At 61.8% G+C, this 15,201-nt stretch carries 14 protein-coding genes; 7 read left to right on the top strand and 7 right to left on the bottom strand.

Features of this window, described 5'->3' with window-relative positions; genetic code table 11:
- Nucleotides 1–333: 333 nt before the first annotated feature.
- The 3 genes from eutC to eat are packed head-to-tail and all read right to left on the bottom strand — an operon-like array spanning nucleotide 334 to nucleotide 3,884.
- Nucleotides 334–1,110, bottom strand: a complete 777-nt coding sequence (gene eutC / locus QLG03_RS21325) for an ethanolamine ammonia-lyase subunit EutC (protein ID WP_023288555.1) — start codon at nucleotides 1,108–1,110, stop codon at nucleotides 334–336.
- Nucleotides 1,107–2,495 carry an ethanolamine ammonia-lyase subunit EutB gene (locus QLG03_RS21320; RefSeq protein WP_023288556.1) on the bottom strand — a complete coding sequence of 463 codons (1,389 nt, stop codon included), beginning with the start codon at nucleotides 2,493–2,495 and terminating at the stop codon, nucleotides 1,107–1,109. Before QLG03_RS21320 ends, eutC begins: the two co-directional genes overlap by 4 nt.
- Before the next feature lie 9 nt (nucleotides 2,496–2,504).
- Nucleotides 2,505–3,884 (bottom strand): ethanolamine permease, encoded by a 1,380-nt coding sequence (gene eat, locus QLG03_RS21315; RefSeq protein ID WP_255988471.1) that lies wholly within the window; start codon nucleotides 3,882–3,884, stop codon nucleotides 2,505–2,507.
- A 62-nt stretch (nucleotides 3,885–3,946) separates the two neighbouring features.
- On the opposite strand from eat, the gene QLG03_RS21310 reads away from it, so the two are divergent.
- From QLG03_RS21310 to tauD, 7 genes are all read left to right on the top strand, one after another.
- The gene (locus QLG03_RS21310; protein WP_255988469.1) at nucleotides 3,947–4,075 is read left to right on the top strand and encodes a hypothetical protein; all 129 of its coding nucleotides are present in this window, start codon (nucleotides 3,947–3,949) and stop codon (nucleotides 4,073–4,075) included.
- Nucleotides 4,076–4,157: 82 nt separating this feature from the next.
- Entirely contained in the window at nucleotides 4,158–5,567 is a 1,410-nt protein-coding gene (gene mmuP, locus QLG03_RS21305) for an S-methylmethionine permease (RefSeq protein ID WP_048296817.1), read from the top strand.
- Nucleotides 5,554–6,486, top strand: a complete 933-nt coding sequence (gene mmuM / locus QLG03_RS21300; protein ID WP_032453384.1) for a homocysteine S-methyltransferase — start codon at nucleotides 5,554–5,556, stop codon at nucleotides 6,484–6,486. Before mmuP ends, mmuM begins: the two co-directional genes overlap by 14 nt.
- A gap of 240 nt (nucleotides 6,487–6,726) precedes the next feature.
- The gene (gene tauA / locus QLG03_RS21295) at nucleotides 6,727–7,689 is read left to right on the top strand and encodes a taurine ABC transporter substrate-binding protein (RefSeq protein ID WP_004204897.1); all 963 of its coding nucleotides are present in this window, start codon (nucleotides 6,727–6,729) and stop codon (nucleotides 7,687–7,689) included.
- An 11-nt stretch (nucleotides 7,690–7,700) separates the two neighbouring features.
- Nucleotides 7,701–8,468 carry a taurine ABC transporter ATP-binding subunit gene (gene tauB, locus QLG03_RS21290; RefSeq protein WP_023288561.1) on the top strand — a complete coding sequence of 256 codons (768 nt, stop codon included), beginning with the start codon at nucleotides 7,701–7,703 and terminating at the stop codon, nucleotides 8,466–8,468.
- Complete coding sequence (gene tauC, locus QLG03_RS21285) at nucleotides 8,465–9,292, top strand: taurine ABC transporter permease TauC (RefSeq protein ID WP_049013810.1); 828 nt, start codon at nucleotides 8,465–8,467, stop codon at nucleotides 9,290–9,292. Before tauB ends, tauC begins: the two co-directional genes overlap by 4 nt.
- Nucleotides 9,289–10,140 carry a taurine dioxygenase gene (gene tauD / locus QLG03_RS21280; protein WP_087849703.1) on the top strand — a complete coding sequence of 284 codons (852 nt, stop codon included), beginning with the start codon at nucleotides 9,289–9,291 and terminating at the stop codon, nucleotides 10,138–10,140. Before tauC ends, tauD begins: the two co-directional genes overlap by 4 nt.
- Nucleotides 10,141–10,301: 161 nt before the next feature.
- Here tauD and QLG03_RS21275 read toward each other — a convergent pair whose 3' ends face one another.
- The 4 genes from QLG03_RS21275 to ampH all read right to left on the bottom strand — a co-directional run bounded on the left by QLG03_RS21275 (nucleotide 10,302) and on the right by ampH (nucleotide 15,187).
- Nucleotides 10,302–12,020 (bottom strand): GNAT family N-acyltransferase, encoded by a 1,719-nt coding sequence (locus QLG03_RS21275; RefSeq protein ID WP_023288564.1) that lies wholly within the window; start codon nucleotides 12,018–12,020, stop codon nucleotides 10,302–10,304.
- A 178-nt stretch (nucleotides 12,021–12,198) separates the two neighbouring features.
- A complete protein-coding gene (locus QLG03_RS21270) occupies nucleotides 12,199–12,690 on the bottom strand; it encodes a transposase (RefSeq protein ID WP_255988465.1) in 492 nt (163 codons plus the stop codon).
- 255 nt (nucleotides 12,691–12,945) lie between these two features.
- Nucleotides 12,946–13,920, bottom strand: a complete 975-nt coding sequence (hemB, locus tag QLG03_RS21265) for a porphobilinogen synthase (protein WP_002890201.1) — start codon at nucleotides 13,918–13,920, stop codon at nucleotides 12,946–12,948.
- A gap of 106 nt (nucleotides 13,921–14,026) precedes the next feature.
- Complete coding sequence (ampH, locus tag QLG03_RS21260; RefSeq protein ID WP_044521218.1) at nucleotides 14,027–15,187, bottom strand: D-alanyl-D-alanine-carboxypeptidase/endopeptidase AmpH; 1,161 nt, start codon at nucleotides 15,185–15,187, stop codon at nucleotides 14,027–14,029.
- Nucleotides 15,188–15,201 lie beyond the last annotated feature (14 nt).

The following is a 15,201-nucleotide window of genomic DNA, read 5'->3' as shown; positions in this document are numbered from 1 at the left end:
GCCAACGCACATGCAACTTAAAGTATGACGGGTATTTTTAAGGCGCTGAATTACCTTACAACGTCCGTTTCGTTTTTACTCATGCAATATTCTTATTACCTGCAGGCAAGGGCATAAGGCTGGTGACAACACGGCTTTTGATACGCTGAACGTATTTTCCCAGGTGGCGACTGGCGCCTTATCCGGCCTGGAAAAAAAGCAATATAAACCGGTTGAACGGTTTCCACAGGCTCGCGCCAGCGAAGCGCCGCCGGGCGATTTCAGCGCACCCGAATATAATATTCAGGTGCGCCAGGTAATATTAAAAATCTATTCTTCGGCTCGCGTGACTTATTATTTTAAAGGGGTCAATGGTTTTATTTTTCCATGCAGCGCCGGATTATCGCTTTCATCTTTCAGGCGCACGCCGGTAAGCCGTCGTAAAAAAGCCTGCTCCAGCAGCCAGGCCAGTTTAAAGGCGGCGGCGTCATGGCTCAGCCCTTCCGGGCGAATATTGGAGATACAGTTGCGCTCTGACTCCAGCCGCTGCCGATGGGGCTGCCAGGTGAGGTAGACGCCGAGGCTGTCCGGCGAGGAGAGGCCCGGTCGTTCGCCAATCAGGATCGCCACCGCGCGGGCTTTCAGGGTTTCGCCAATATCATCCCCCAGCGCCACCCGCGACTGATGGGCCAGCACCACCGGCGCCAGGCCGATCCCCAGCGTCTGCAGCCAGGGCAGCAGGGCGCGGATCAACGGCACCGCCTGACGCTCTACCGCCCAGGAAGAGAGGCCGTCGCCGATCACCAGCAGCAGGTCGGCGGGGCGGACGCCGCTGGCGGCGAGGTCGGCGCGACTCTCGTCGGCGAGCTGACGCCCGAGATCCGGGCGCCGCAGATAGGTATGACGGTCCGGCGCGGCGCTGTGCACCGTCAGGGTGTCGAGGCCGAGCGCCGCCAGCGGCGCCACCAGCTGCTGGCTGGCGAACGGCTGATGAATGGCGTCCCGCGCTCTGGCGTGGGCCAGACCAAAGTTAAGGACTTCGCGGGTCGGCAGGCTGGCGCCGCTGCGGCCCAGGGCGATCCGCGCATCGGTAAATTCACGCAGCGGGTTCCAGGCGTCGGGACGGTTCATACGGGGGCTCCTTGCGGCAGAACGGACAGCAGCGGATGGCGGGCGTCGGTGAGCCGCAGCGCGCCGTGCGGATCGATAATTTGCATCTTCGCCAGCCAGTCGGCGAACTCCGGGGCATGCTTTAAGCCCAGCAGACGACGGGCGTAGAGCGCGTCATGGAACGAGGTGCTCTGGTAATTAAGCATGATATCGTCCGCCCCTGGCACGCCGATCAGGAAGGTGAGCCCGGCGGCGCACAGCAGGGTCAGCAGGGTGTCCATATCATCCTGATCCGCTTCCGCGTGGTTGGTATAGCAGACGTCGCAGCCGATCGGCAGACCCATCAGCTTGCCGCAGAAGTGATCCTCCAGCCCGGCGCGAATAATCTGCTTACCGTCGTAGAGATACTCCGGACCGATAAAGCCGACCACCGTATTGACCAGCAGCGGTTCAAAGTGGCGGGCGACGGCGTAGGCCCGCGCCTCGCAGGTCTGCTGGTCGACGCCGTGGTGGGCGTTGGCCGACAGGCAGCTCCCCTGGCCGGTCTCAAAATACATTACATTGTTGCCGAGGGTGCCGCGACCGAGGCTGAGGGCCGCCTCGCGGGCCTCCTGCAGCATGGCAAGGTTGATGCCGAAGCCGCTGTTGGCCGCTTCGGTTCCCGCCACCGACTGAAACACCAGATCCACCGGCGCGCCGCGCTCAATCAGCTGCAGCGTATTGGTGACGTGGGTCAGAATGCAGGACTGGGTGGGAATGGCGAAGCGCTGGATAATATCGTCCAGCATCACGTTCAGCTGCGCCAGCACCGGTAAGCTGTCGCTGGCCGGGTTGATGCCGATCACCGCATCCCCGGCGCCGTACAGCAGTCCGTCGAGCATACTGGCGGCGATGCCTTTCAGGTCATCGGTGGGATGATTGGGCTGCAGGCGCACGCTGAGGTGGCCGGGCAGGCCGATGGTGTTGCGAAAGCGCGTCACCACCTGACATTTGCTGGCGGCGAGGATCAGATCCTGATTGCGCATCAGCTTGCTTACCGCCGCCGCCATCTCCGGGGTGATAGCGCGGGCGACCCGCTGCAGCGTGGCGGTATCGGTGGCATCGTCCAGCAGCCAGTCGCGGAAATCGCCGACCGTCAGGTGACGCAGGGCGGCAAAGCCCTGCGCATCATGGGTGTCGAGGATCAGGCGGGTCACTTCGTCCTGCTCGTAGGGGATAAGCGGGTTGTCGAGAATGTCGGTCAGCGGCACCTCGGCGAGGGTCATTTTCGCCGCCATCCGCTCTTCGGCCGAGTGGGCGATAACGCCCGCCAGGGCGTCGCCGGAGCGGGCCGGCGACGCTTTCGCCATCAGCGTTTTCAGACTATCAAAGCGCCATACCTGGCCCGATAGCGTGGTTTTATACATGCCGCCTCCTCAGGAGACCGTGCGCAGTTGAGGATCCACTGGCGCCCGTTCACGGGCCGCTGCGGTTTTGCGGAACCACAGGTAGCCGCCGAGCATCATCGCCGCGAAAATCAGCGCCAGCAGCAGGTTATACCAGACCATCGCCACCAGGCAGATCACCGCCATGCCGAGGGCAAAGGCCGGCGCCAGCGGGTAGAGAGGCGCGCGGAACGGACGGATCAGCTTCGGCTCGCTACGGCGCAGTTTGAACAGCGCCGCCATGGAAGTGATATACATAACAATAGCCCCAAATACCGACATGGTGACGATGCAGGCGGTCAACGGCATGCCGCTGATGGTGATCAGCGAGTCGGAGAAGATCGCGGCGATACCCACCACGCCGCCGGCGAGGATCGCCAGATGCGGGGTGCGGGTGCGGCGGTTGAGGGAGGCCAGCCCGGCGGGCAGATAGCCGGCGCGGGCGAGGGAGTAGATCTGCCGCGAGTAGCCCATAATGATGCCGTGGAAGGAGGCGACGAGGCCAAACAGCCCCAGCCACACCAGCATATGCAGCCAGCCGCTGCCGTTGCCCACCACCGTCTTCATCGCCTGAGGCAGCGGGTCGTTGATATTGGACAGCACGCGCCAGTCGCCGACGCCGCCGGCGAAGACCATCACGCCGATCGCCAGCACCGTCAGCGTCAGAATGCCGCCGCCCAGGGCGCGCGGAATGGTGCGCTGCGGATCTTTTGCCTCTTCGGCGGCCATGGAAGCCCCCTCAATGGCGAGAAAAAACCAGATAGCGAACGGAATGGCGGCGAACATCCCCGGTAGCGCCAGGCCGCTAAAGCTTTCCGCGCCCGCCCAGCCGTTGGCGGTGAAGTGGCTCCAGGAGAAGCCGGGGGCGACCACGCCCATAAACACCAGCAGCTCGAAGATGGCCAGCAGGGTGACGATCAGCTCGAAGGTGGCGGCGATGCCGACGCCGAGGATATTGAGCGTCATAAAGATCACGTAAGCGCCGCAGGCGACCCACTTCGGATCCAGCGCCGGAAACTGCACGTTGAGGTAGGCGCCGATGGCCATGGCGATGGCCGGCGGGGCGAAGACGAATTCAATCAGGGTGGCAAAACCGGCGATAAAGCCGCCGGTGGGCCCGAAGGCGCGGTAGGCGTAGGCGAAAGGGCCGCCAGCGTGCGGGATGGCGGTGGTCAGCTCGGTAAAGCTGAAAATAAAGGCGCAGTACATGGCGGCGACCGCCAGGGCGACGACCATAAACCCCATCGTGCCCGCCTGCGACCAGCCGTAGCTCCAGCCGAAGTACTCCCCGGATATCACCAGTCCGACGGCGATCCCCCATAAACGAAAACTGCCGAGCGTTCTTTTTAAGGTGGTGGTGTGCTCTGTCATACGTGTTGCCTCGCCAGATAGAAAGGTTCTGAACGACAGGCTGCAAAGAGAGTGCCAGAACGTTGTCCGCCGCGATGAGGCGCCAGCCCCTGGCGCGCTCACCGGCGCTGCGCAAAAATGGGGCAGGCTGCACGCTGTCGGCGCGCGACCTGGTGCAGCGGCTTTGCTTTTTCCGCGGTGGCACGGTATAACACTTCTTCTTTTGGATGTTTAGATGTCTATACGTTTATACGCATCATGGCCCGGGCAAGCGGGCTGGCGTGAGAAAATAAAATGCAAAGCACAACACAACAACAAGGTGGGCAACTGAAGCGCACCATGAAAACGCGCCATCTGATCATGCTGTCGCTCGGCGGCGTGATTGGCACCGGCCTGTTCTTTAATACCGGCTATATCATCTCCACCACCGGCGCGGCCGGAACGCTGCTGGCGTATCTGATTGGCGCCCTGGTGGTCTGGCTGGTGATGCAGTGCCTCGGCGAACTGTCGGTGGCGATGCCGGAGACCGGCGCCTTCCATGTTTACGCGGCGCGCTACCTTGGCCCGGCGACGGGCTATACCGTGGCGTGGCTCTACTGGCTGACGTGGACGGTGGCGCTGGGTTCGAGCTTCACCGCGGCGGGTTTCTGCATGCAGTACTGGTTCCCGCAGGTGCCGGTCTGGATCTGGTGCGTGGTGTTCTGCGCGGTGATTTTCGGTCTTAACATCATTTCGACCCGCTTCTTCGCCGAAGGCGAGTTCTGGTTCTCGCTGGTGAAAGTGATCACCATCATCGCGTTTATTATTCTCGGCGGCGCGGCCATTTTCGGCATCATTCCGATGCAGGATGGCTCCCCGGCGCCGGGCCTGCACAATATCACCGCCGAAGGCTGGTTCCCGCACGGCGGCCTGCCGATCCTGATGACCATGGTGGCGGTGAACTTCGCCTTCTCCGGGACGGAGCTTATCGGCATTGCCGCCGGAGAGACGGAAAACCCGCATAAGGTTATTCCGGTCGCCATCCGCACCACCATCGCCCGGCTGATTATTTTCTTTATCGGCACCGTGTTTGTGCTGGCGGCGCTGATCCCAATGCAGCAGGCGGGGGTGGAGAAAAGCCCCTTCGTGCTGGTGTTTGAAAAGGTGGGCATCCCTTACGCGGCGGATATTTTCAACTTCGTGATCCTGACGGCGATCCTCTCGGCGGCCAACTCCGGCCTGTACGCTTCCGGGCGGATGCTCTGGTCGCTGTCGAACGAGAAGACGCTGCCGGCCTGCTTTGCCAAAGTCAATAAACGGGGCGTGCCGGTGACCGCGCTGTCGGTGAGTATGCTGGGCGGCGTGCTGGCGCTGTTCTCCAGCGTGGTGGCGCCCGATACGGTGTTTGTGGCGCTGTCGGCGATCTCCGGCTTTGCGGTGGTGGCGGTGTGGTTGAGCATCTGCGCCTCGCACTTTATGTTCCGCCGCCGCCATCTGCAGCAGGGTAAGGCGCTGAGCGATCTGCAGTATCGCGCCCCCTGGTATCCGGTGGTGCCGATTCTGGGCTTTGTGCTGTGCCTGGTGGCCTGCGTGGGCCTCGCTTTTGACCCGAGCCAGAGAATTGCGCTGTGGTGCGGGATCCCCTTCGTGGCCCTGTGCTATGGTGCCTGGTATCTTACTCGTTCACGGAAAATGACTCAGGAGCCACAACATGTCGCAGACTAATCCGTTTACCGCCCTGCTTGCCGCCCAGCCTTTTGTGCTGCTGGACGGCGCCATGGCCACCGAGCTGGAGGCCCGCGGCTGCGATCTGGCTGACAGCCTGTGGTCGGCGAAAGTGCTGCTGGAGAACCCGCAGCTGATCCGCGATGTGCATCTCGACTACTTTCGCGCCGGAGCGCAGGTGGCGATCACCGCCAGCTATCAGGCCACTCCCGCCGGCTTTGCCGCGCGCGGCCTGGATGATGCGCAGTCCCGGGCGCTGATCGGCAAAAGCGTCGAGCTGGCGCGCAAAGCGCGCGAGGCGTACCTCGCCGAGAATCCACACGCCGGCACGCTGCTGGTCGCCGGTTCGGTGGGGCCGTATGGCGCCTTTCTCGCCGACGGCTCGGAGTATCGCGGCGATTATCAGCGCAGCGCGGCAGAGTTCCAGGCCTTCCACCGCCCGCGCGTCGAAGCGCTGCTGGATGCGGGCGCCGACCTGCTGGCCTGTGAAACCCTGCCGTCATTCGCCGAGATCCAGGCCCTGACAGCCCTGCTGCAGGAGTATCCCCGCGCCCGCGCCTGGTACTCCTTCACGCTGCGCGACGCCGAACATCTCAGCGATGGCACGCCGCTGCGCGAGGTGATGGCCGCCCTGGCGGATAACCCGCAGGTGGTGGCGGTGGGCATCAACTGTATCGCGCTGGAAAATACGCCCGCGGCGCTGGCGCATCTGCACAGCCTGACGGCGCTGCCGCTGGTGGTCTATCCTAACTCCGGCGAACATTATGATGCGGTGAGCAAGACCTGGCACCATCATGGCGAAGCCTGCGCCAGCCTGACGGATTATCTGCCGCAGTGGCTGGCGGCCGGGGCGAGGCTGATCGGCGGCTGCTGCCGCACCACGCCGAAGGATATCGCTGAGCTTAACGCGAAGCGCTGAGTTTTGTGCCGGGTGGCGCTGCGCTTACCCGGCCTACACCTTGCGCGATCTGTAGGCCGGGCAAGGCGTAGCCGCCACCCGGCGCCAACCCTCTGCCGCCAATCCACCGCGCAAAATCAACTATCCTTTCCCGCTTTTGTTCTAAAAACGATTCGCTATTAGCCAGAATTTTTAATTACTTCATCTCCATCCTGATGCCGGAAATACTGCACCTATAACAACTCAGGGGAAGCAGACATTATGGCATTCACATCGCGAATTACTCTTCTGGCGGCGCTGGCCGTCGCCGCCTTCCAGGCGCAGGCGGTCAATGTGACCGTGGCGTATCAAACCTCCGCTGAGCCGGCGAAAGTCGCCCAGGCGGACAACACCTTCGCCAAAACCAGCGGGGCGACCGTCGACTGGCGGAAATTTGACAGCGGCGCCAGCGTGGTGCGCGCCCTTGCCTCCGGCGATGTGCAGATCGGCAATATCGGCTCCAGCCCGCTGGCGGTGGCCGCCAGCCAGCAGGTGCCGATTGAAGTGTTCCTGCTCGCTTCAAAGCTCGGCAACTCCGAAGCGCTGGTGGTGAAGAAAAGCATCACCAAACCGGAAGATCTGATCGGCAAGCGCATCGCCGTGCCGTTTATCTCCACCACCCACTACAGCCTGCTGTCGGCGCTCAAACACTGGGGCATCAAGCCGGGCCAGGTGCAGATTATTAACCTGCAGCCGCCGGCGATTATCGCCGCCTGGCAGCGCGGGGATATCGACGGGGCTTACGTCTGGGCGCCAGCGGTTAACGAACTGGAAAAAGAGGGCAAGGTGCTGACCGATTCCGCGCAGGTCGGGGAGTGGGGCGCACCGACCCTCGACGTCTGGGTGGTCCGTAAGGACTTCGCCGAGCAGCATCCGGAGATCGTCAAAGCGTTTGCTAAAAGCGCTATCGACGCCCAGCAGCCCTACATCGCCAACCCGGAGGCATGGCTGAAACAGCCGGACAACATCAGCAAGCTGGCGCGCCTGAGCGGCGTGCCGGAAGCCGATGTCCCCGGGCTGGTGAAGGGGAACACCTACCTGACCGCCGCTGAGCAGGCGCAGGCGCTGAACGGGCCGGTCAATCAGGCCATCGTCGATACCGCGCGCTTTCTGAAAGAGCAGGGCAAAGTGCCCGCGGCGGGAACCGATTATCGTCAGTACGTTACTGACCGTTTCGTGAAGTAAAGGAGGCGGCGATGCTGCAAATCTCGCATCTTTCCGCCGACTATGGCGGTAAACCGGCGCTGGCGGATATCAACCTGACGCTGGAGAGTGGGGAGCTGCTGGTGGTGCTGGGGCCTTCGGGCTGCGGTAAAACTACCCTGCTGAACCTGATTGCCGGATTCGTGCCCTATCAGCACGGCAGCATCACCCTCGAAGGTCAGCGGGTGACCGGGCCGGGCGCAGAGCGCGGCGTGGTCTTCCAGAACGAAGGCCTGCTGCCCTGGCGCAATGTGCAGGATAACGTGGCGCTGGGGCTGCAGCTGGCGGGTGTGGATAAAGCGCAGCGGCGGCAAGCGGCGGCGCAGATGCTGAAAAAGGTTGGCCTCGAAGGGGCGGAAAAGCGCTTTATCTGGCAGCTGTCCGGCGGTCAACGCCAGCGGGTGGGCATCGCCCGGGCGCTGGCGGCGAATCCGCAGCTGTTGCTGCTGGATGAGCCCTTCGGCGCGCTTGACGCCTTTACCCGCGAGCAGATGCAAACGCTGCTGCTGACGCTCTGGCATGAGACCGGCAAACAGGTGCTGCTCATCACCCATGACATTGAAGAGGCCATCTTTATGGCGACCGAGCTGGTGCTGCTGTCGCCGGGGCCGGGGCGGGTGGTGGAGCGGCTGCCGCTGGATTTCAGCCGCCGCTTTGTCGCGGGCGAACCCTGCCGCAGCATCAAATCCGACCCGCGGTTTATTGAACAGCGGGAATACATTCTGAGCCGGGTGTTTGACCAACGGGAGGCTTTCTCATGAGCGTGGTACTGAACGACAAACCGCGTCAACTGACGCTGAAGTGGCGCTGGCCGCTCTCCCGTCAGCTCACCCTCAGCGTGGCGACCCTGGCGGTGTTGCTGGCCGTCTGGTGGGCGGTCGCGGCGCTGCAGCTGATTAGCCCGCTGTTTCTGCCGCCGCCGGGCCAGGTGCTGCAGAAGCTTATCACTATCGCCGGGCCGCAGGGCTTTATGGATGCGACGCTCTGGCAGCACCTGGCGGCGAGCCTGACGCGGATCGTTATCGCTCTGCTGGCGGCGGTGCTGATCGGCGTGCCGGTGGGGATCGCCATGGGGCTCAACTCAACGGTGCGCGGGATCCTCGATCCGCTGATCGAGCTTTATCGTCCGGTGCCGCCGCTGGCCTACTTACCGCTGATGGTGATCTGGTTTGGCATCGGTGAAACGTCGAAGATCCTGCTGATCTACCTGGCGATTTTCGCCCCGGTAGCGATGTCGGCGCTGGCGGGGGTAAAAAGCGCGCAGCAGGTGCGGATTCGCGCCGCCCGTTCGCTGGGCGCCAGCCGGGCGCAGGTGCTGTGGCTGGTGATCCTGCCCGGCGCGCTGCCGGAGATCCTCACCGGGCTGCGCATTGGTCTTGGCGTCGGTTGGTCAACGCTGGTGGCCGCTGAGCTGATCGCCGCCACCCGCGGGTTAGGATTTATGGTGCAGTCCGCCGGCGAGTTTCTCGCCACTGATGTGGTGCTGGCGGGGATCGCGGTGATTGCCATTATCGCCTTTTTACTGGAACTGGGTCTGCGCGGGCTGCAGCGGCGCCTGACGCCCTGGCATGGAGAAGTACAATGAGTGAACGTCTGAGCATTACCCCGCTGGGGCCGTATATTGGCGCGCAGGTGACCGGGGCGGATTTAACCCGTCCGCTGAGCGACAACCAGTTTGAACAGCTGTATCACGCGGTGCTGCGTCATCAGGTGGTATTCCTGCGCGAGCAAAATATCACCCCGGCGCAACAGCGCGACCTGGCGCTGCGGTTTGGCGACCTGCATATCCATCCGGTCTACCCTCATGCCCCGGGCGTGGAGGAAATTATCGTCCTCGATACCCATAACGATAATCCGCCGGATAATGACAACTGGCATACCGATGTCACCTTTATCGACACGCCGCCCGCCGGCGCTATTCTGGCGGCGAAAGCGCTGCCGACGACCGGCGGGGACACCCTGTGGACCAGCGGCATCGCCGCCTGGGAAGCGCTATCAGAGCCCTTCCGGCAGCTGCTGAGCGGCCTGCATGCGGAACACGATTTCCGTAAATCGTTCCAGGAGTATAAGTACAACCACACGGAAGCCGAGCATCGGCGCTGGCAGGAGGCGGTGGCGAAGCATCCGCCGCTGCTGCACCCGGTGGTGCGTACCCACCCGGTGACCGGCAAGCAGGCGCTGTTCGTTAACGAAGGCTTTACCACGCGGATTGTCGACGTGACCGAGAAAGAGAGCGCGGCGCTGCTGAGCTTCCTGTTTGCCCATATCACCAAACCGGAGTTTCAGGTGCGCTGGCGCTGGCAGCCGAACGATGTCGCTATCTGGGATAACCGGGTAACCCAGCATTACGCCAACGCCGACTATCTGCCGCAGCGGCGGATCATGCACCGGGCGACGATCCTTGGCGATAAGCCGTATTACCGGGCGGGGTAAGGCTTGTATTAGCCGCGAGCCGCGGAGAAAAGCGGATGCTGCATTGCCCGCTGCTTCCCGGAGGCGGCGCCTGACGCGGCTTTTCCGGGCGACCGAACCGTCGGAAACGGTGAACCGTAGCCCGGCTAAGGCGCAACGCGCCGCAAGCCGGGAAAAAGCGTTTATGCCGATTTTTGCGCACCCAGATGCGCGCCAATATAGCGCTGATAGCGATTGGCCTTCAGGTAGGTGAGATCCACCAGCACCAGACCATCCACGCAGTTATTGAAATCCGGATCGCTGCCGAAATCGATAAACTGCACTCCGCCCGGCTCGCACACTTCCGAGTACTGCTTATACAGCGGCGGGATCGCGCAGCCGAGATTGCCCAGCAGGGACTTCAGCCGGGCCAGGTCGTCGTTGTAATCCTCCCCGCCAAACTGCGCCAGCACGTCGGGCAGCGACGCCGGATAAGGGCGACGCGACTCCGCCAGCGGATGCGTCGCCGGGAACCACAGCCGGTAGAACGCCACCAGCAGATCGCGAGCGGCGGGCGGCAGCCCGCCAGAAATCGATACCGGGCCAAACAGATAGCGATAGTGTGGATAGCGCGCCAGATAAGCGCCGATGCCGGACCACAGATAGTCCAGCCCGCGTCGACCCCAGTAGCGCGGCTGGATAAAGCTGCGCCCCAGCTCAATGCCGTGCTGCAGGATGTCGTCCATCCGTCCGTCGTAGTGGAAGAGACTGGAGCTGTAGATCCCCTCCAGGCCGCGCTTTGCCAGCTGTATAGCCGTCGGCATAAAGCGGTAAGCGCCGACGATTTCCAGATCTTCTTCATCCCACAGGATCAGATGCAGATAGTCGTCATCATACCGGTCGATATCCCGCCGTTTGCCGCTGCCTTCCCCGACCGCGCGGAAGGCGATTTCCCGCAGGCGTCCCAGCTCGCGCAGCAGCGGCGCCTCCTCCTGGCCGTTGCGCTGCCAGAGGTAAATCACTTTGCCGTCGGCGGTGCGGCCCAGGCATTCGGCCTTGTGCAGTTCGCGTTTAAGCCGCGCCCGGTCTTCCGGACGGGCAATGGCGCTTTCGGTTTTAAACCGCCCCGGTAGCCCTTTGCGCAGCTGGTCAAGGTGCTGATAGCAGCGGCCGGTAAGCTCGCGAGCGCTGGACTGGGCATCGAACCAGCTCGACCAGGGGATCTGCTGGCCGATACGCACCGGCAGGCTGCTGTTGCGCCGGCGAAACATCTGTTGCATCAGCAGGAGCATCGGCAGGTTGTCGGAGACCAGGGTGCTGGCGTAAAACAGGGCGCTGTTGTGGGCGTTAATCCACGCCGGCAGCAGCGGGGCGCGATATTTTGCCGCCAGCTTAATAAAGCCCGAGTGCCATTTTTTATCGCGGATGCCGCGACGGGTGAGGCGGGAGACTTCCCCCGCCGGGAAGAAGATCAGCACCCCGCCGGCCTGCAGCTGCTGGTCCATCTGCTGCAGCGCCGTTTTAGCGGTGCGGCCATGAATATTATCCACCGGGATAAACAGCGAGCTCAGGGGCTCAAGATGGGTGAGCATGCGGTTGGTGACTACTTTGACATCGCGGCGCACACGGGATACCGCATACAGGAGCGCCAGGCCGTCGAGGGTGCCGGTGGGGTGGTTAGCGATAATGACCAGCGGGCCATATTCGGGGATTTGTTCGAGATCGTGCGCCGGGATAGCGCAGCGGATATTGAGGTATTCCAGCACCTGTTCGACCGTATCAAGCCCCTTCAGGTGGCGGTGACGGTCGGCAAATTGTTGAAACTCTTCCTCATAAAATAGCTTTTTTAACAGTTTCTTTTGCCAGGGGGCGGGCCTCGCCTGAGGCCACAGGTCATCGAGTACGTTGTCGAGACTAAACATAGTGGCTCCTCCTCCGTCCTGCCCAGACAGTAGAAGGTAGAGATGTCGTTCAGATTACAGTTGGGTGAAGTTTCGCTCGCAGCGGGGGAGGTTTCCCGGATAGCGGCTAACGCCTCATCCGGGCTACGGTTGGCGCCGATTTGTAGCCCCGGTAAGCGTCAGCGCCACCGGGGAGAGGCTATCGGCGTTCACCGCAGCTAAGATCAAAGCTATCGCCAGCCCAATTTGGGGGATATAGCCCGCGCTGGACATCGCGATGAAAGGTTGAAAATGGCCAATCGATCACCCGGGTGACCCAGCCATGCTTAAGTGGATTGATATGGATGTAATCAACGTGTCGGCGGTAATCATCTTCATCGCGTATGGCATGCTCCCAGAAGCGCGGTTGCCAGAGGGGTTGTCGTTTTAACGTTCTGGTAAAACAGTCTTTGATATCTCTCCAGCGTGAAGAAAAATCGTCATCATTATGAGGTAGTGTCCAGATGCAATGCAGATGTTCAGGCAACACCACCCAGGCATCAATAATAAAGGGGCGATGTTGTTTAACAACGGCGACAGAGTAGCGCAATAATTCTATTTTTTCAGTTAGGTGCATGCTTCTACGGTCTTTAAGGTTAACAGTGAAGAACCAGGTTCCCCCCTTAATGTAATAACGTCGATAAGCCACCACAGGATCTCCTGGAATTCGGTATTTATGATGTGGTTTAACACGTTAGAAGGCGAAATCCGGTACGCCAAGGAGAAGGCGCTGAAGGTGGAAAGCGGCGCGCAAAGTTTTAGCTACAGATATTGGTTAGCGCCTGTCCCCGGATAGCGGCGCAAGCGCCTTATCCGGGCTACGGTGTGGTGGTCGCGATAAATACAGCGCACCGGGGATGAGGTTTGGTAGCCCCGGTAAGCGCAGCGCCACCGGGGAGAGGGAGGCTTAACGGAGGATTTTTTTCTCGGCCAGGTCGAGGGCGAAATAGCTGAAGATCAGGTCGGCGCCCGCGCGTTTGATCGCGCCAAGGCTTTCCAGAACCACTTTCTCTTCATCGATAGCGCCCGCCTGGGCGGCGAATTTGATCATCGCGTACTCCCCGCTAACCTGATACGCGCCGAGCGGCAGATCGCTGCGCTCGCGGATATCGCGCAGAATATCCAGGTAGGCGCCAGCCGGTTTCACCATCAGGCAGTCGGCGCCCTGGGCTTCATCGAGCAGCGACTCGCGAATGGCTTCCCGGCGGTTCATCGGGCTCATCTGATAGGTTTTACGATCGCCCTTCAGCGCGGTACCGGCCGCTTCGCGGAACGGGCCGTAGAAGGAAGACGCGAACTTGGTCGAGTAGGACATGATCGCCGTATTGGTGAAGCCGGCAGCGTCAAGCGAGCGGCGAATCGCCTGCACCTGACCATCCATCGCGGCGGAAGGGGCGATGAAGTCCGCGCCGGCGGCGGCGGCGACAACGGCCTGTTTGCCGAGGTTTTCCAGGGTCGCGTCGTTGTCCACCCCGTGGTCGCACAGCACGCCACAGTGGCCGTGGGAGGTGTATTCGCAGAAGCAGGTATCGGACATGACGATCATCTCCGGCACCGTGGACTTACAGATCCGCGACATACGCGCCACCAGACCATTTTCATTCCAGGTATCGCTGCCGGTGGCGTCGGTGTGATGAGAAATGCCAAAGGTCATCACCGAGCGAATGCCGGCATTGGCGATGCGTTCGATCTCGCGCGCCAGATATTTTTCCGGAATACGCATCACGCCGGGCATAGCCTCGATCGCTTTGTAATCATCAATTTCTTCTTCAACAAAGATCGGCAACACCAGGTCGTTCAAACTCAGTGTTGTCTCTTCAAACAGGGCGCGCAGCGCAGCGGATTGACGCAGGCGGCGGGGGCGAGTGATTAAATCTGTCATGGTTTGCCTGATTTTGTGAAATGAAAGACGATAGTGTAACTGAAATGGCAGCGGGATGTTTCGCCAAAACGATCGTTATGTCGCATCGGCGAAACCTCCTCCGGGCTTACTGGCTGGCCGTCTGCATGTTGGGCTGCGCGCCGCTCAGCTCGCTGACCAGGTCGTTGATGCCATCGCTCATATTGTTGAAGCGGGTTAACGGCGAGCGGGTCACCACCACAAAAGCGCCGACGTTAGCCTGCGGATTCATCGCCATATAGGTGATAAACCCGCCGCCGCCGCCGGTTTTCTGAATAATCCCCGGATGGCCATTCTTCGGCTTCATATACACCCAGCCAAGCCCCAGCGCGTCGGCGCGGCCCGGCACGTCCATACCGATCACCCGGGTCAGCTGGTTACGCTGATAAATCAGCGTCTGCATCCGGTCGGCCTGCTGGCCGCGGGTATAGAAATCGGATGACAGGAACTGCTGCATCCAGCGCATCATATCCCCCGGCGTCGAGTAGACTCCGCCGCTGCCGATCGCCGCCAGGGTGTTGTTGCACGGGCTGGCGCCTTTTTCCGGGATCATCAGCCGCTGGCACTGGTCCGGCGACGGGGTAAAGGTGGTGTCCTTCATCCCCAGCGGTCGGGTGATCTGCTCTTCAAATAGCTGCGGATAAGGTTTGCCGGCGGCGGTGGAGAGCGCGTCCGCCAGCAAATCGAAGGCCAGGTTGGAGTAGGCCGCCTGCGAGCCCGGCGCGGTCTTCAAGGTCGCGGTAGAGAGCCAGCTCCAGCGCTGCTGGCGGGTCGGCCAGACAAACACCGGGCGATGGGCGGCGCCGCCAGGCTGTTCGCGCGGCAGGGCGCTGGTATGGGTCGCGAGATTCACCAGGGTGATCGGTTTTCCCTGCCAGTCAGGCACCCGGGCGCCCGGCGGGGCGTATTTGCTCAGCGGATCGTCGAGTTTCACCACCCCCTGGTCGAGCAGCTTCACCAGCATCTCGCTGGTCATCAGTTTGCTGAGGGAGGCGATACGGATCACCGAGTCGAGCTGCGGGTGCTGATTATTCCCGGGGCGGGTTTCGCCAAAGCTGCGAAACACACGCTGATTGCCATCGATCACCACCAGCGCCATGCCGGTGGCGCCGCTGCCGTAGTAGATATGATTGGCGTAACGATCGACCACATCCGAGGCGAAAACCGGGTCAACGGTGGGCTGTGCGGCCTGCGCCGAGGTCCACGACGCCGCGCACAGCGCAGCAAAAATGAGCAAACTACGTTTCAACGGAAATCATCCAT

Source organism: Klebsiella sp. V115_8, assembly GCF_029967715.1.
Lineage (GTDB): Bacteria > Pseudomonadota > Gammaproteobacteria > Enterobacterales > Enterobacteriaceae > Klebsiella > Klebsiella quasipneumoniae.
The sequence above is the reverse complement of the archived record's forward strand: the minus strand, read 5'-3'. Positions and strand labels throughout refer to the sequence as shown.